Source organism: Streptomyces sp. NBC_00090 (assembly GCF_045160815.1).
Taxonomy (GTDB): domain Bacteria; phylum Actinomycetota; class Actinomycetes; order Streptomycetales; family Streptomycetaceae; genus Streptomyces.
Map to the genome: position 1 here is coordinate 392,799 of NZ_CP108224.1, position 15,916 is coordinate 408,714.

At 73.5% G+C, this 15,916-nt stretch carries 12 protein-coding genes and 1 pseudogene; 3 read left to right on the forward strand and 10 right to left on the reverse strand.

Going from position 1 to position 15,916, the window contains the following annotated elements:
* Positions 1 to 12 precede the first annotated feature (12 nt).
* Entirely contained in the window at positions 13 to 2,211 is a 2,199-nt protein-coding gene (locus tag OG361_RS01830; RefSeq protein ID WP_405851490.1) for a germacradienol/geosmin synthase, read from the forward strand.
* A 158-nt stretch (positions 2,212 to 2,369) separates the two neighbouring features.
* Here OG361_RS01830 and OG361_RS01835 read toward each other — a convergent pair whose 3' ends face one another.
* The 8 genes from OG361_RS01835 to OG361_RS01870 form a co-directional block, all read right to left on the reverse strand.
* Positions 2,370 to 2,735, reverse strand: a complete 366-nt coding sequence (locus OG361_RS01835; RefSeq protein ID WP_405851491.1) for an RNA-binding S4 domain-containing protein — start codon at positions 2,733 to 2,735, stop codon at positions 2,370 to 2,372.
* Between the two features lie 15 nt (positions 2,736 to 2,750).
* Positions 2,751 to 3,251: a hypothetical protein gene (locus tag OG361_RS01840; protein WP_405851492.1), complete on the reverse strand. Its 501-nt coding sequence runs from the start codon at positions 3,249 to 3,251 to the stop codon at positions 2,751 to 2,753.
* A 56-nt stretch (positions 3,252 to 3,307) separates the two neighbouring features.
* On the reverse strand, positions 3,308 to 6,124 hold the full coding sequence (locus OG361_RS01845) for an AAA family ATPase (protein ID WP_405862007.1): 2,817 nt from the start codon (positions 6,122 to 6,124) through the stop codon (positions 3,308 to 3,310).
* A 410-nt stretch (positions 6,125 to 6,534) separates the two neighbouring features.
* Complete coding sequence (locus OG361_RS01850; protein WP_405851494.1) at positions 6,535 to 6,948, reverse strand: ACT domain-containing protein; 414 nt, start codon at positions 6,946 to 6,948, stop codon at positions 6,535 to 6,537.
* A gap of 33 nt (positions 6,949 to 6,981) precedes the next feature.
* Entirely contained in the window at positions 6,982 to 8,163 is a 1,182-nt protein-coding gene (locus tag OG361_RS01855) for a thiolase domain-containing protein (RefSeq protein ID WP_405851495.1), read from the reverse strand.
* A complete protein-coding gene (locus tag OG361_RS01860) occupies positions 8,156 to 9,223 on the reverse strand; it encodes a thiolase domain-containing protein (protein ID WP_405851496.1) in 1,068 nt (355 codons plus the stop codon). The genes OG361_RS01855 and OG361_RS01860 overlap by 8 nt, the downstream gene beginning before the upstream one ends.
* A complete protein-coding gene (locus OG361_RS01865; RefSeq protein ID WP_405851498.1) occupies positions 9,220 to 10,188 on the reverse strand; it encodes a Zn-ribbon domain-containing OB-fold protein in 969 nt (322 codons plus the stop codon). Before OG361_RS01865 ends, OG361_RS01860 begins: the two co-directional genes overlap by 4 nt.
* Before the next feature lie 111 nt (positions 10,189 to 10,299).
* On the reverse strand, positions 10,300 to 11,100 hold the full coding sequence (locus OG361_RS01870) for a crotonase/enoyl-CoA hydratase family protein (protein ID WP_405851499.1): 801 nt from the start codon (positions 11,098 to 11,100) through the stop codon (positions 10,300 to 10,302).
* Between the two features lie 183 nt (positions 11,101 to 11,283).
* On the opposite strand from OG361_RS01870, the gene OG361_RS01875 reads away from it, so the two are divergent.
* Complete coding sequence (locus OG361_RS01875; protein ID WP_405851500.1) at positions 11,284 to 12,915, forward strand: acyl-CoA synthetase; 1,632 nt, start codon at positions 11,284 to 11,286, stop codon at positions 12,913 to 12,915.
* A 56-nt stretch (positions 12,916 to 12,971) separates the two neighbouring features.
* On the opposite strand, the gene OG361_RS01880 is transcribed toward OG361_RS01875, so the two are convergent.
* Positions 12,972 to 14,537 carry an alpha/beta fold hydrolase gene (locus OG361_RS01880; RefSeq protein WP_405851502.1) on the reverse strand — a complete coding sequence of 522 codons (1,566 nt, stop codon included), beginning with the start codon at positions 14,535 to 14,537 and terminating at the stop codon, positions 12,972 to 12,974.
* An 84-nt stretch (positions 14,538 to 14,621) separates the two neighbouring features.
* Between OG361_RS01880 and OG361_RS01885 the strand changes: the two genes are divergently transcribed.
* On the forward strand, positions 14,622 to 15,458 hold the full coding sequence (locus OG361_RS01885; protein WP_405851503.1) for a pentapeptide repeat-containing protein: 837 nt from the start codon (positions 14,622 to 14,624) through the stop codon (positions 15,456 to 15,458).
* A gap of 40 nt (positions 15,459 to 15,498) precedes the next feature.
* Here OG361_RS01885 and OG361_RS01890 read toward each other — a convergent pair.
* Positions 15,499 to 15,801 (reverse strand): annotated as a pseudogene (locus OG361_RS01890) (zinc-binding dehydrogenase); the annotation flags it as partial.
* Positions 15,802 to 15,916 lie beyond the last annotated feature (115 nt).

Below are 15,916 nucleotides of genomic sequence, written 5' to 3' on the forward strand. Positions count from 1 at the left end.
GCCCCTCAGGAAATGCCTCAGCCCTTCGTTATGCCGGACTTCTATGTTCCGTATCCGGCCCGGCTCAACCCCCATGTGGAGACCGCCCGCACACACACCCGGGAATGGGCGCGGGAGATGGGGATGCTGGAGGGCTCCGGCGTCTGGGAGGAGCACGACCTCGACTCCCACGACTACGCGCTGCTCTGCTCGTACACCCATCCCGACTGCGACGCGGAGGCCCTCGACCTCGTCACGGACTGGTACACGTGGGTCTTCTTCTTCGACGACCACTTCCTGGAGATCTTCAAGCGCACCCAGGACCGGGCGGGCAGCAAGGCCTATCTGGACCGGCTGCCGATGTTCATGCCGGCGGACCCGGCGACGGGCATGCCCGAACCGACCAACCCCGTCGAGGCCGGCCTCGCGGACCTCTGGCGGCGGACCATCCCGTCGATGTCCGACGCCTGGCGGGTGCGGTTCGCGGAGGCGACCGAGCACCTGCTCTACGAGTCGCTCTGGGAGCTCGACAACATCAACGAGGGGCGGATCGCCAACCCCGTCGAGTACATCGAGATGCGCCGCAAGGTGGGCGGCGCGCCCTGGTCGGCCGGGCTCGTCGAGTACGCGGCGGGCGCCGAGGTCCCGGACCGGGTGGCGTGCTCCCGGCCGCTGCGCGTGCTGAGGGACGCCTTCTCGGACGCCGTGCACCTGCGCAACGACCTCTTCTCGTACCAGCGCGAGGTGGAGGACGAGGGGGAGAACAGCAACGGCGTCCTCGTCCTGGAGAAGTTCCTCGGCTGCACGACGCAGGAGGCGGCGAACGCCGTCAACGACCTGCTGACCTCACGGCTCCAGCAGTTCGAGAACACGGCCCTGACCGAGGTGCCGGTGCTCGCCGCCGAGCAGGGCCTGAGCCCGGCGGAGTGCGCGGCGGTGGCGGCGTACGCGAAGGGGCTCCAGGACTGGCAGTCCGGCGGCCACGAGTGGCACATGCGCTCCAGCCGGTACATGAACGAGGGCATGGTCGGCGGCCCCTCCCGGTTCGACGGGGTGCTCGGCACCTCCGCCCTCGACATCCGAACGCTCTTCGGGCGCCCGGCCGCGTCCCGGCTGCGCACGCTGACGCACCAGCCGCACCAGCACGTCGGGCCGTCGCTGCTCCCGGAGTTCGACCTGCCCTACCCGCTCACGCTCAGCCCGCACCACCGGGAGGCGCTGCGGCTCTCGGTGGACTGGGCCGAGCGCATGGGGCTCCTGAACGACATCTGGGACCGGCCCATGCTGGAGGGCTTCGACTTCGCGCTCTGCTCGGCGGGGCTCGACCCGGACGCCACCCTGGAGGAGCTGGAGCTCAGCGCCGAGTGGCTGACGTGGGGGACGTACGGGGACGACTACTACCCGCTCGTCTTCGGCCGGCCGCGCGACCTGACCGGCGCGAAGCGGTTCACCGACGGGCTCAGGTCCTTGATGCCGGTGGAGGATCCGACGGCCGGAGCGGCGCTCGCCTCGCACCCGCTGGAGGTCTCCCTCGCCGATCTGTGGGCACGCACGGCCGGCCCGATGGCTCCGGAGGCTCGGGCCCAGCTCAGGACGGCCCTGGAGGCGATGCTGGACAGCTGGCTCTGGGAGCTGCACAACCAGGCACAGCATCGCGTGCCCGACCCCGTCGACTACATCGAGATGCGCCGGACCACCTTCGGCTCCGAGCTGACGATGCTGCTGTGCCGGCTGCGGCACACCGAGGCGCTGCCCCCCGAGATCTACCGGACGGGCACCGTGCGCGCCCTGGAGAACTCGGTCGCCGACTACGCGACGCTCGTCAACGACCTCTTCTCCTACCAGAAGGAGATCGAGGTCGAGGGCGAGGTGCACAACGGCGTGCTCGTCCTGCAGAAGTTCTTCGACTGCGACTACCCGACCGGGGTGGCGATGGTCGACGACCTGATGCGGGGCAGGCTGCGTCAGTACGAGCACCTCAAGAAGAACGAAGTCCCGCTGCTGTACGAGGACTTCGGCCTGGGCAAGGAGGGGCGAGCGGCCTTCGAGGCGTATCTGCGGGAGCTGGAGGACTGGCTCGCGGGCATCCTCAACTGGCACCAGCGCGTACGGCGTTACGGGGCCGAGGACGTCCATGTGGGCAGCGGCACCCCGCTGGTGGGCCGGGGGCCGACGGGGCTCGGCACCTCGGCCGCGCGGGTGGCCGCACTGATCGTCTCCGCTCCGCGCTGATCCGATCGGCTCCGCTCCGTGCTGATCGGCTCCGCCACGCGCTGATCCGATCGGCTCGGCTCCGCTCTCTGATCGGCTCCGCCGCGTGCCGAAACCACTGAGGGCCGCCTCCGGGAGTCTCCCGGGGGCGGCCCTCGGCACCCACGTGCCGGGATGTCTCAGGCGCGTCGGCCGCGCAGGTCGTCGATCTCTCGGCGCTCCCGCTTGGTGGGGCGACCGGCGCCCCGGTCGCGCACCGCCGCGACCGCCACGTGCTCGCGCGGCGGCGGGGGCGGGCTGTTGTCCACGTACGCCTCGACGGCGACGGGCGGGCCGACCCGCTTGGTGTGGAGCTCCTTGACCTCGACGATCCGCTCCCGGCCGCCGTGGAAGAGCCGGATCTCGTCACCGGGCTTCACCGACTGGGCGGGCTTGGCCCGTTCGCCGTTGACCTTCACGTGCCCGGCCCGGCAGGCCGCGGCGGACTGGGCACGTGTCTTGGTGAGACGGACCGCCCAGATCCAGGCGTCGACGCGCGCGCTCATCGGCCCCCGCTCCCGTCAGCCCTGCTGGAACAGCTCGGCGGGCAGCGGCTTGAGCAGCGCGTACAGATCGTCGGTGATCGGCCGGTCCCAACTGGCGATCGTGACGAGGACGTTGTCGCTGCGGTCGAACTGGACGCAGGAGATACGGCTCTCGGAGAGCTTGAGGCGGCGCACGATGAGGAGGTTGTCGCCCTGCATCACGGGGACGTCCTCGGTGTCGAGCACCTCGACCGGCTCGTCGTTCTCCAGGGCGGCCAGGAGCTGCGCCACCTCGAAGGGGATCTGCGCGTCGGCGAGCTCGCGTGCCGGGGAGCCCTCGGGCAGATTGCCGATGATCATCGCGGGGCCGCGGCCACCGAACAGGTCGTACCGGAGGAACACGCCCTGGCAGGTGCCGTCGGGCGCGGGCAGCAGACCGGCACCGAGATTACCGGGCCAGTCCCCCGGGTCCATGGCCAGGACGTCGAAGTCCGGACCCGCGGGTGTGGCGGCGCTGCGGCGGCGGAGGAAGGACATACGGCAATGGTACGTGCCCCGGCGCGCGATGCCGCGCGCCGGGCGGCCACCTCTCGTCAGCCCTGCCCGCCGGGGCGGCCCGTGTTCCGCAGGGCCTGGGCGAGGCCCGTGCGATCGGTGCCCAGTTTCCGGTAGACGGCCGAAAGGAGCCGGCTGACGGTGGTCGCGTCGACGCCGAGGTGGAGGGCCACGTCCCGGTCGCGGACGGTGAGATCGGCGGCCTGCCGCTCACGGGCGGTGAGCGTGTCCGTGCCGGCCGAGTGGAGCGCCCGGGGGCGCAGCCCGGCCGCCCCGAGCTCGGCCCGCGCCTGGTCGACCAGACCGTCGGCGCCGCAGTCCTGGGCGGCCTCCAGGCCCCGGTAGAGGTGATCGGCGGCCTCCCCTGCCCGCTCGGTGCGGCGGAGGGCGGCACCGAGGGCGACGAGGGAGCGGGCGAGCTCGTACGCGGCGGGCGACTGGTCGAGCCAGTCGACGGACTCCTCCAGGAGCTTTACCCGCTCGGAGGGCTCCGAGACCTCGGCGAGCACCCGGAGCGCCGAGCCGATCGCGGAGGGTGCCCCGTACTGCCGGGCCCTGGCGACCGCCTCCTGGGCGGTCCGGCGGGCCCTGGCGGGGGTCGTGACGGCCTCCGCGACGGCGAGGTGGAGCTGCCAGGGGCACCAGGCGGGGTTGCGCATGCCCCGCGGGTCGAGGCGGCGGCCGACGGCGGCCAGCTCGGCGGCGGCCTCGTCCGTGCGTCCCCGGGCGAGGAGCAGTTCGGCGTGGACGGTCTGGGAGTCGGGGAAGGTGACCGCGGCCGGGAAGGGCTCGCCGAAGTCGTGGGCGCGGGCGATGCGGTCTGCCTCCTCGACCCGGCCCCGGGCGAGCAGGACCTCGATGGTGACGCCGACGGCGTACCACTGGGCGGGGGTGCGCGGGCCGACGCGCTCCGCCAGGCGCAGTCCGGCCCGGACGAAGTCCTCGGCCTCGACGAGGCGGCCGCGCCGGTAGCGGATGTAGCCGAGCAGGGTGTACGCGAAGGAGAGGTGCGCGCCGCGCCAGCCCTGGCGCTCGAACTCGGCGGTGCCGGCGGCGAAGAGCTCCTCCGCGCGGCCGGGGCGGTCGGCGTAGAGGAAGGTCAGGGCCACGAGGACCGGGACCTCGAAGCCGCGGCTCTCGTCGGCCCAGCTGAGGCCGCCTTCGAGGGCGCGCTCGGCGTGCCCCACGGCGACGCCGGAGGGTTCCGCGCGCAGGGTGGCGTCCCAGGCGCGCAGGCCGATGACGTACCGCTCGGTGAGGTCGCGGCCGGTGAGCCGGTCGGCGAGGGCGGTGAGGCGGCGGGAGCGGGCGGGCGACTCGGGTTCGTCGGCGCGGAAGGCGTCCCACATGAACTTCTCGGCCTGCATGCGCAGGCGGCTGCGGGCGTCGGTGGTCTGCCGGGCCTCGCGGCCGAGGAGTTCGGAGGCCTCGACGAGCCGGTCGCTGTGGGCGAGGACCTGGGAGAGGCGGTAGACGATGCCGTGGCGGAGCGCCGGGTCGGCGATGGGCTCCTCCAGGGCGGCGCGCAGGTGGTTGACGGTGGTGGCGGGTTCGGTGAGGAGGGAGGAGCAGCCGAGCTCGAAGAGGACGGCGGCCCGGTCGTCGGCGGCGGGCGGCTCGCGCAGGGCGCGGGCGAGGAAGCGGCGCGCCGCGTCGGGGGCGCCGGCGCGGAGGTTCTCGCGGGCCGCCGCGCGCAGATGGCCGACGGCCCACGAGTCGCCCTCGGGGTGGGTCTCCAGGAGGTGGCGCGCGGCCGCGGTGGAGCCGAGGCCGGCGTCGACGACGCACCAGGCGGCCTGACCGTGCAGGGCGACGCGGGTGGCGGCGGGGATGGAGCGGTAGACGGTGGTGGCGATCAGGGGGTGGACGAATTCGAGGGGCTCGTCGGGGTCGTCGGTCTCGGCGAGCACCCGGGCCTCGCGCAGCCGATCGGCGCAGTCGGCGACGGACTCCCCGCCGAGGCCCGCGACGGCCCCGGCGAGCTGGGGCGAGATCTCGGTGCCGAGGACGGCGCACGCCCAGGCGAGGCGGACGGTGGCGGGGCCGAGGCGTTCGAGGCGGGTGACGAGGCCGCTGCCCTTGAGGGCGGCGGCGAGGTCGCGGAGCTCGTGCGCGCCGCCGGCGGTGGGTTCGAGACCGTGGTCGCGGACCTTCGCGGCGAGTTCGACGGCCTCGAAGGGGTTGCCCGAGGTGACGGTCCAGCATTCGCGGCAGAAGGCGTCGTCGGCGTGGGCTCCGACGCGGTCGCGGACGAGTCGGGCGATGGCGTCGGAGGTGAGCGGGTCGAGGCCGAGGGGCCGCTGCCCCGACCGGCGCCCGGTGAACTCGGCTCCCTCGTCGGGGAGTTCGTCCGGACGGTAGGCGACGACGAGGAGCATGGGCAGCTCCTCGGCGCGCGGGGCGAAGGCGGCGAGCCAGCCGAGGGACTCCGGGTCGGCCCAGTGGGCGTCGTCGAGGACGACGACGAGCGGGGCGCGCCGGACGGCGAGATGGGTGAGGACCCAGTCGAGTCCGTCGCGCAGGCCCTGCGGGTCGGGCGGGGAGCCCGCGCCGGTGGCGCGCAGCCCGAGGGCGGGGCCGACGATGTCGTACCAGGAGCCGAGCCGCTCGCGGAGTTCGCTGTCGGAGGCGTGGGCCAGTTGGGGCTGGAGGAGTTGCCGGGCGACGTGGAAGGCGACCCGCTGCTCCTGGTCGCCGCCGCGCGCGGAGAGCACGGTGCAGCCCCGGGAGGCGGCGAGCCGCCGTATCTCGGCGAGCAGGGTGGTCTTGCCGAGCCCGGCGGGGGCGGCGTAGGCGAGGATGCCGCCGCGCCGGGTGGGGCGGGGGCGGGCGGTCTCTTCGACGGCGTCAGGCAGGCCGGGGAGGTCGGTGGGACCTGGGAGGCCGGCGTGGCCGGCGGGACCGGGGAGGTCGGTCGGGCCGGCTGAGCCCGGGTGGGCCGCGGGGGCGGGCCCGGCGCCCGGGGCGGACCCCGAGCGAGGGGCGGGGACCGCTACGAGATGAGGACCTCGGGCCGCGGGGACGCGGTCGGGCCGGGCAGGGGGCTCATCGGCGAGGCCGGTCAGGAGGTCGAGTGCCTCCTCGGCCGCCGTGAGCGCCGCCTCACGTTCGAAGAGGCCGAAACCCTGGCGGGCCGGCCGGCCGTTCTCATGTACCACGTTCCACCCCCACACCGGGGGCGCACGCCCGGCGCACAGTGAGGGAAGCCGGGCGGGTGGGCCCCGCGAAAACCCCAGCGTACGCCGGATGGCGCGCCCTGTGACCGTCAATCGCCCAAGCTCCCCGACCGCTCCGCGAGGCCGTTCAGGACGGCCAACGCCTGCTCGGCCCGGGCGTGTTCGACGAAGAGGTGGTCGTGGTGGAATCCGGCCACGACGTTGCAGCTCATGCCCACGTCGGCGAGGGCGCCCGCGACGGCGGCCGTCAGCCCGACGGCGTCGAGCGCGGAGTGGATCCGCAGGGTGATCCAGCCCGCCACGTAGTCGTAGGCGAGGGCCGCCGCGTCCGCCTCCTCCTGGCGTACGACGAGGGTGAGCCCCTCCCGCTCGGCGACGGTGACCACGGGGGCGACGCCCGCCGGGACGGCGGGGCCGGCCACCGTGGTGAAGACGTACCGCCCGGGGGCGAGTTCCGGCCGCATCCCGGCGAGGAGCCGGGTCAGATCACGTTCCGCGTTCATGCGCGCCAGCGTAGGCGGGTCCCGTACCCGGGCTCACGAGGTGGGCGGGGTGTCTCCCACGAGCCACATGGAGAAGAACTGCGCGCCGCCCCCGTAGGCGTGGCCGAGCGCCCGGCGCGCGCCCTCCACCTGGTGCTCGCCCGCCTCGCCGCGCACCTGGAGCGCTGCCTCGGCGAAGCGGATCATCCCGGAGGCTCCGATGGGGTTGGTGGAGAGCACCCCGCCCGAGGGGTTCACGGGCAGGTCGCCGTCGAGTTCGGTGACGCCGGCCTCGGTGAGCTTCCACCCCTCGCCCTCCTCGGCGAAGCCGAGGTTCTCCAGCCACATCGGCTCGTACCAGGAGAACGGCACGTACATCTCGACGGCGTCGATCTCCCGTCGGGGGTCGGTGACGCCGGCCTGCCGGTAGACGTCGGCTGCGCAGTCCCGGCCCGCCTGCGGCGAGACGAAGTCCTTGCCCGCGAAGAGGGTGGGCTCGCTGCGCATCGCGCCGCCGTGCACCCAGGCGGGCGGGCGCGGCGAACGGGCGGCGCCCGCACGGTCGGTGAGCACCATGGCGCAGGCGCCGTCCGAGGACGGGCAGGTCTCGGAGTAGCGGATGGGGTCCCAGAGCATCGGGGAGGCCTGCACCTTCTCCAGGGTGAGGTCGTGCTCGTGGAGGTGGGCGTACGGGTTCTTGAGCGCGTTGCGCCGGTCCTTGTACGCGACGAGGGAGCCGATGGTGTCGGGGGCGCCGGTGCGGCGCATGTAGGCCCGGACGTGCGGGGCGAAGAAGCCCCCGGCACCGGCGAGCAGCGGCTGCTGGAAGGGGACGGGCAGGGAGAGGCCCCACATGGCGTTGGACTCGGACTGCTTCTCGAAGGCGAGGGTGAGGACCGTCCGGTGGACGCGGGCCGCGACGAGGTTGGCGGCGACGAGCGCGGTGGAGCCGCCGACCGAACCGGCCGTGTGCACCCGGAGCATGGGTTTGCCGACGGCGCCGAGCGCGTCGGCGAGGTACAGCTCCGGCATCATCACGCCCTCGAAGAAGTCGGGGGCCTTGCCGATGACGACGGCGTCGATGTCCGCCCAGGTGAGTCCGGCGTCCTCCAGGGCGCGGACGGCGGCCTCGCGGACGAGTCCGGCGATGGAGACGTCCCGGCGGGCGGCGACGTGCTTGGTCTGGCCGATGCCGACGACGGCGACGGGCTCCTTCGATGTCAGGGCCTCAGGCACGGGGGTCCCCTTCCAGGACGGCGACCAGGTTCTGCTGGAGGCAGGGCCCGGAGGTGGCGTGGGCGAGGGCGCGGTCGGACGCGCCCCGGTGGATGCGGGCGGCGGCCTCGCCCAGGCGGACGAGGCCCGCGGCCATGACGGGGTTGGCGGCGAGGGCGCCGCCGGAGGGGTTGATGCGGACGGTGTCGTCGAGGCCGAGCGCCCTGGCGAGGACGACCTCCTGCGAGGTGAAGGGCGCGTGGAGTTCGGCGGTGTCGACGGGTCGCTCGAAGGCGCCCGCGCGCTCGGCGGCGAGGCGGGTGGAGGGTGAGTCGGTGAGGTCGCGGACCCCGAGGGAGTGGGCCTCGATCCGGTGGTCCATGCCCCGGATCCAGGCGGGCCGCGCGCAGAGTTCGCGGGCGCGGTCGCCTGCGGCGAGGATCACGGCGGCGACGCCGTCGCCGATGGGCGGGCAGTCGCCGGTGCGGAGGGGCTGGACGACGTACTCGCCCTGGGGGCGGGCGCCGGGCAGTTGGGCGTGCGGGTTCGCCGCCGCGTCCGCTCGGCTCCGGCCGGCGATCGCCGCGAGGGCGGGTTCGTCGGTGTGGCCGGCGTCGACGAGGGCCTGGGCCTGGAGCGCGGCGAGGGCGACGGAGTCGGGCCAGAGCGGGGCGAGGTAGTAGGGGTCGAGCTGGCGGGTGAGGACGTCGCGTACGGATCCCGGTGAGGACTTCCCGTAGGCGTAGACGAGTGCGGTGTCGGCCTCCCCGGTGAGGAGCTTCACCCAGGCCTCGTAGAGGGCCCAGGCGCCGTCCGTCTCGACGTGGGACTCGGAGATCGGCGGCCAGGCGCCGACGCCGTCGAGGGCCATGGTGAAGGAGAAGGCGCGTCCGGCCAGGTAGTCGGAGGAGCCCGAGCAGGTGAAGCCGATGTCGGAGGTCTTGAGCCCGGTCTGCCGGAGCACCTCGTGGAGGACGGGCATCACCATCTCCACCTCGGAGAGCTCGTCGGTGCGCCGACGGTGGTCGCTCTGCGCGAAGGCGACGATCGCCACCTCTCGTTCCGGCCGGTGCGGCGTCACAGCAGCTCCTTGTAGGTGTCGTAGTCGGCGTCGGGCTCGCCGCTGGGGCGGTAGTGGTCGGGGTAGCGGCCGTCCTCGCTCCACACGGGTTCGACGCGCAGGCCCATGCGGACCTGGTCGTACGGGATGCCGGCGATACGGCCGTGGAGGGCGAGCCCGGCGCCGTCGAGGGCGATGTGGGCGTAGACGTACGGCACCTCGATGGCCAGATTCCTGGCCTTGATGTTGACGATGCAGTAGGTGGTGACGGTGCCGCGGGGGCCGACCTCGACCTGGTCGGTGGTGGCGATTCCGCAGGTGGGGCAGGCACCGCGGGGCGGTACGTACACCTTGGCGCAGGAGGGGCAGCGTTCGCCGACGGTCCGGCGCTCGGCGAGCCCGTGGAGGTAGCGGCTCTGGGCGCGGCCGGGGCTGTAGGTGTAGTCGAGGCGGGCGGGGGCGACGATGCCGGTGACCGGGTCGTCGCCGAACTGTCCGTCGTGCGGGGCGGTTTCGGCCGCCGGCTCGCTCTCGTACGGCTCGAAGCAGGCGATGTCGGTGATGGCGCCCGCACGTTCGGCGGCCCAGCGGATCCGGACCCGCAGTCCGGTGCGGACGGCCTCGGGACCAGGGGCGTCGAGGGCGTGCAGGAGGGCGGTGTCGGCGCCGTCGAGGCGGACGAGGACCCAGGCGAAGGGCGTCGCGAGGGGCTGGCCTGGGCGTGGCTCGGGGTTCCAGGCCCAGGTGGTGACGGTGCCGGTGGCACCGACCTCGACGAGCTCCCGGAGCTCGGCGGCGGTGACGGGGTCGTACTCGACGGGCGGGACGAGCACCGCTCCGGCTTCGGTACGCACGCCGAGCACGGTCCGCTCGCGCAGCCCGGTGAGGAAGGCGGACTGGACGGGGCCGAGGGAGCGGGTGAAGGGGAACTCGACGACGAGGGGAGCGCGGAGCGCCTCCGGCGGGGAGGCGGGGGTGGGTGTCATGGGGCGGGCTCCTTGGTTGGGGGCGGAGCGACATTCAGCCCCGCCGGCGTTCGAGGCGCGGGGGTCCGGGGCGGAGCCCCCGGTCACGGGAAGGGGCGGGGTGGGGAGACGTCACTCCCGCCGGTACACCGGCGCCCGCTTCTCCGCGAACGCCCTCGCCCCCTCCTTCGCGTCCGCCGTGTCGAAGACCGGCCAGCCGCGTTTCAGCTCGGCGGCCAGCCCTTCGGTCTCGGTCATCTCGGCCGTCTCGTACACGGACGCCTTCACCGCCTCGACCGCCAACGGGCCGCAGGCGTTGATCCGTTCGGCGATGTCCAGGGCCGCGTCCAGCGCCGTGCCGTCGGGGACGACGCGCCCGACGAGTCCGATGCGGGCGGCCTCCTCCGCGGTGTAGGGGCGGCCGGTGAGCAGCATTTCCAGGGCGTGGGTGCGGGCGATCTGGCGGGGCAGGCGCACGGTGGAGCCGCCGATGGGGAAGAGGCCCCGCCGGACCTCGAAGAGGCCGAAGGTGGCGGAGGCGCCGGCGATCCGGATGTCGGTGCCCTGGAGGATCTCGGTGCCGCCGGCGACGCAGTACCCCTCGACGGCGGCGATGACGGGCTTGCGGGGGCGGTGGTGGCGGAGCATCGCCTTCCAGTGCAGGTCGGGGTCGGCCTTCAGCCGGTCCCGGTACTGCTCGCCCTCCATGCCCTTGCCGGCCAGCGCCTTGAGGTCCATGCCGGCGCAGAAGGCCCCGCCCGCTCCGGTCAGGACGATCGAGCGGATGCCGTCGTCGGCGTCGGCCTCCAGCCAGCCGTCGTAGAGGCCGACGAGCATCGGCAGCGAGAAGGCGTTCTTGGCCTCGGGCCGGTTCAAGGTGAGTACGAGCGTGGCGCCTTCGCGCCGCACGCCGAGATGTTCGGTGCCACCCATGGGGTCTCCCGTCTCCAGTTCTGGAACAGGTTGCAGGAGTGCGGGAGTCAGTTCAATAGTTTTCTGACACTCAGTCAGATTCTTCTGCGCACCCTCTTCCCCCCGTCGCCGGTCGGCGCTCTAATGACCGCCGAGCCAGTGCGCACCCGTACGAGTCAGCACGAGCCGGGGTCAGGAGGAACGGTGGAGTACAACCTTGCCGACCTGTTCGAATCGGTCGTCGACGTGGTCCCTGACCGCGAGGCACTGGTGTACGTCGATCACCCGGGCACGGGAGAGGAGCGCCGGCTCACCTACGCCGAGCTGGACGCCGCCGCCAACCGCATCGCCCACCACCTGATCGACGCGGGCATCGGGCCCGGCGAACACCTCGGCCTCCACCTGTACAACGGCGTCGAGTACCTGCAGACCGTCCTCGCCTGTCTCAAGGCGAGGATCGTGCCGGTCAACGTGAACTACCGGTACGTGGAGGAGGAGCTCGTCTACCTCTACCGGGACGCCGACCTGGCCGCACTCGTCTTCGACGCCGAGTTCACGGACCGGGTGGCGGCGGCGCTGCCGCAGACGGAGAAGCTGCGGCACCTCGTGCGGGTGGGGACCCCGCCCGAGGGGGCGCCGGCGCTCGACTGCGTGCCGTACACCGCGGCGGAGGCCGCCGGCTCCCCGGCGCGCGGCTTCGGCACACGCTCCGGGGACGACCTCTTCATCATCTACACCGGCGGCACGACCGGGATGCCGAAGGGCGTCCTGTGGCGCCAGGAGGACCTGTTCTTCGCGGGCCTGTTCGGCGGCGAACCCTCCGGCGAGCCCGTGAAGCGCCCCGAGGAGCTGGCCGAGCGGGTCGCGGCCGGCGGCGCCGGCATCACGTTCTTCCCCGCACCGCCGCTGATGCACGGCACCTCGACCCTCACGGCGTTCATCGCCTTCAACTACGGCCAGCGGGTCGTCCTGCACCGCAAGTACGTGCCGGAGGAGGTCCTGCGCACCCTGGAGAAGGAGAAGGTCTCCAGCATCTCCCTGGTGGGGGACGCGATGCTGCGCCCGCTGGTCGACGCCCTGCGCGGACCGCTCAGGGGCACGGACCTGTCGGCGCTCTTCAGCCTCTCCTCGTCCGGGGCGATCATGTCCGACACGGTGCGGGCCCAGCTCCAGGAGCTCATGCCGAACGTGCTGCTCCTCAACAACTTCGGCTCCACGGAATCCGGTTCCAACGGCCGCGCCACGGAGGACTCCGGCCCCGCGAAGGGCTTCCGGCTCCACGTCAACGAACGCACCCAGGTGGTCGACCCGACGACCCACGAGCCCGTCACGGGGGGCGAGACCGGCCGCCTGGCCCAGCGCGGCCACGTCCCGCTCGGCTACTACAACGACCCGGCCAAGACCGCCGAGACCTTCTTCGAGAAGGACGGCGTGCGGTGGGTGCTCCTCGGCGACATGGCGACCGTCGACGAGCAGGGGGTCGTCACCGTCCTGGGGCGCGGCTCCCAGTGCATCAACACGGGCGGCGAGAAGGTCTACCCGGAGGAGGTGGAGCAGGCCCTGAAGTCCCACCCCGACGTGTACGACGCACTGGTCGCCGGAGTCCCCGACGCCCGCTGGGGCAACCACGTCGCCGCGGTCGTCCAGCTCCGGGCGGACGCCCCGCCGCTGGACCTGGAATCCGTGCAGAACCACTGCCGGCCGCGCCTGGCGGGGTACAAGGTCCCCCGCCAGCTGGTCCTCACCGACCGGATCCAGCGCTCCCCGAGCGGCAAGGCGGACTACCGCTGGGCCCGTTCGGTCGCCGTGGACGCGGACGCGGAGGAGCGCGCCTGACGCTCCCCGCGCCCTCTAAGTCACCCTCACTGACCCTCATTCGCCGTCACTCGCCGTCACTCGCCGTCACTCGCCCGGAGCCCGAACTCCCTCAGTGCGGCGAGGAATTCCTCCGGTCGGGAGGCGTGGACGAGGTGCCCCGCCTCGATCGTGACGAGGCGGGCTCCGGGGATCCGTCCGGCCAGCCGCTCCAGGTGCTCCTGGGGTACGTGGCTGGACGGGCCGCCGGCGAGTACGAGCGTGGGGGCCGTGATCGTGGCGAGGCCCTCGCGCCAGGCGGGGTCGGGGGAGTTCAGCTGGGCGTCGGTGGTCGTGACGATCTCCCAGTCGAAGGCGAGCGGGCCGTCGGGGCGCTCGGCCACCGGGCGCGGCGGGTCGAGCGGAAGGAAGGCGGGCGGCTCCTCCAGGACGAGACGGCCGATCAGGCCGGGTTCCCGCTGGGCGAGGAGGCAGGCGGCGCCGCCGCCCATCGAGTGGGCGACGACGGTGGCCCCGGCGAGGCCGAGGGCGCGCAGGAAGCCGCCGAGTTCGTCGCGGAAGTCCTCGAAGCCGTAGCCGCCGTGGCCGTCGCTCAGTCCGTGGCCGCCCGGGCGGTCGCTCAGTCCGTGGCCGCGGAGGTCGGGTGCGTACACCCGGTGGTCGGCGGCGAGCTCCCGGGCGATCCCGTTCCAGTCGGTGCCGTTCTCGCCGCGCCCGTGGACGAGGACGACGGGCGGGGCGCCCTCGGGGCCCCGTACCCGGTAGGCGAGGCGTACGCCGTCCACGGTGACCGTGCGCACCTCCGGGTCGAGGAAGGCGACGACGGAGCGGACGAAGGCTTCCGCGTCGTCCACCCAGGGGTAGTGTCCGGCGCCCGCCTGGACGACGAGTTCGGCGTCCGGGAAGCAGGCCGCCGCCTCGGCCGCCTTGGCCGGGGTGGGACCGGCGTCGTACTCCCCCGCCAGCATCAGGACCGGGGCCGCGAGGCCGGTGAGCGCGCGCCGGGTCGTCTCCGGGTCGTAGGCGCCCTCGCCGTGGTAGGCGGAGGCGGCCTCCCAGCGGATCTCGCGTTCCGCGGCCGCCGCGTGCTCCTGGGCGGCGGCGTCCCAGCGGCCGTACGCGAAGGGCGACACGATCTCCAGGAGGCGGGGCAGCGGGGTGTCGGGCCCGATCGTGGAGAGGGCGGCCCGTGACTCCGGGTACCACGGCCGCTCGGCGAAGACCTCGACGGCCTTGTCCCACTCCTCGTCGGTGGTGTCGACGCCGACTGCCCGTCCGGCGGCGGTGACGAGGACCAGGGAGCGGATCCGCTCGGGGTGGGCGGCGGCGTACAGGGTCGCCAGGGCCCCGGACGCCGAGTGGCCGAGGAGGTCCATCCGCTCCAGGCCGAGATGGGCACGGAGGGCCTCGACGTCGCCGACCTGACGGTCGCACCGGTACGTGCCGGGGTCGGCCGGCTCGGCGCTCGCCCCGGTACCGCGGGCGTCGAGCAGGATCAGGGTGCGGTGGGCGGCGAGTCCGCCGAGGTCGCCGAGGTAGTCGGCGTTCCGCATGGGCCCGCCCGGCAGACAGACCAGCGGCTCCCCCTCCCCCTGCGTCCGGTAGGCGAGTTCGGTCCCGTCGTACGTCGTGAACTTCGGCATGCAGTGATCATCGGACGCCGTTGATGATCTTCGCAACGGGTTTCGCCCAGGGCGCGATACGGTGGGCGGATCCGCCCCCCTGACATGCGAAGGAACCGTTTCACCGTGCCCGAGATCCGGGAATCCGCGCTGCGCGGCGACTGTGCCAACTGCTTCGGGCTGTGCTGTGTGGCGCTCCCCTTCGCGAAGTCGGCCGACTTCGCCGTGAACAAGTCGTCCGGTGAGCCCTGCCGCAACCTCCAGGAGGACTTCCGCTGCGGCATCCACACCCGGCTGCGGAGCAGCGGTTTCCAGGGCTGCACGGTGTACGACTGCTTCGGCGCCGGCCAGCGGGTCTCCCAGGTGACCTTCGGCGGCGTGTCCTGGCGCGAGGCACCGGAGACGGCCCGCCGGATGTACGAGGTGTTCCCGGTCGTACGCCAGCTGCACGAGCTGCTGCGCTACCTCGCCGAGGCCCTGGAGCTGCGGGCCGCCCGCCCGCTCCACGACCGGCTGCGGGCGGCGCTCGCGCGCGTCGAGGAGCTGGCCGGAGGTACGCCGGACGAGCTGGAGAAGCTCGACGTGGCGGCCGTACGGGCCGAGGTGAACCCACTGCTCCTGCGGACGAGCGAGCTCGTCCGGGCGACCGCCGGCGGCAAGCCGAAGAGCCGTCGCGGGGCCGACCTGATCGGCAAGCGGCTGCGCGGGGCGAAGCTGCGGGGGACGGACCTGCGCGGGGCGCTCCTGATCGCCGCCGATCTGACGGGGGCCGACCTGACGCTCGCCGATCTCATCGGCGTCGACCTGCGGGACGCCGACCTGTCGGGGGCGGATCTGACCGGTGCCCTCTTCCTCACGCAGCCGCAGCTGAACTCGGCGCGCGGGGACGCGGCGACCCGCCTTCCGGAGGGATTCGAGCGCCCCGCGCACTGGACGTCCTGACGGACCCCCCGGCGGCCCCGTCGCCGGCCACGGTCGCGGGTCAGTGGGGCACGGTCACGACGATCTTGCCGACCTGGTGACCGGCCTCCATGGCCCGGTGCGCCGCGACGATCTCGTCGAGCGCGAAGGTCCGGTCCACGTACGGCCCGATCGTCCCGGCGCTCAGCCCGGAGAGGACGAAGGCCCTGGCCCGGCGCAGCCGCTCCGGATCCCGTGCCGTCTCCAGCATGGTGTACGTGCGGATGCCGACGGCGGGCATGCCGAGGTCGAAGCCGGGGTACGGGGTCGGCAGCCCGCTCACGGCTCCGTAGAGCAGCACCGTGCCGCCGGGGGCGACGGCCCTGACGAGGTCGGCGACGCGCGAACCGCTCCGCCGTCCACCTCACCCAAGCGCAAGGTTCGACACCTGTCAAACTTCTACGACCATCGAACTTCCATCTCCATCAAACTTTGACCGC

Excerpts from the sequence above, each read along its gene's own strand:
- OG361_RS01830 (WP_405851490.1), top strand. The coding sequence starts at position 13 with ATGCCTCAGCCCTTCGTTATGCCGGACTTCTATGTTCCGTATCCGGCC.
- OG361_RS01835 (WP_405851491.1), bottom strand. The coding sequence starts at position 2,735 with ATGAGCGCGCGCGTCGACGCCTGGATCTGGGCGGTCCGTCTCACCAAG.
- OG361_RS01840 (WP_405851492.1), bottom strand. The coding sequence starts at position 3,251 with ATGTCCTTCCTCCGCCGCCGCAGCGCCGCCACACCCGCGGGTCCGGAC.
- OG361_RS01850 (WP_405851494.1), bottom strand. The coding sequence starts at position 6,948 with ATGAACGCGGAACGTGATCTGACCCGGCTCCTCGCCGGGATGCGGCCG.
- OG361_RS01865 (WP_405851498.1), bottom strand. The coding sequence starts at position 10,188 with ATGACACCCACCCCCGCCTCCCCGCCGGAGGCGCTCCGCGCTCCCCTC.
- OG361_RS01870 (WP_405851499.1), bottom strand. The coding sequence starts at position 11,100 with ATGGGTGGCACCGAACATCTCGGCGTGCGGCGCGAAGGCGCCACGCTC.
- OG361_RS01880 (WP_405851502.1), bottom strand. The coding sequence starts at position 14,537 with ATGCCGAAGTTCACGACGTACGACGGGACCGAACTCGCCTACCGGACG.
- OG361_RS01885 (WP_405851503.1), top strand. The coding sequence starts at position 14,622 with ATGCGAAGGAACCGTTTCACCGTGCCCGAGATCCGGGAATCCGCGCTG.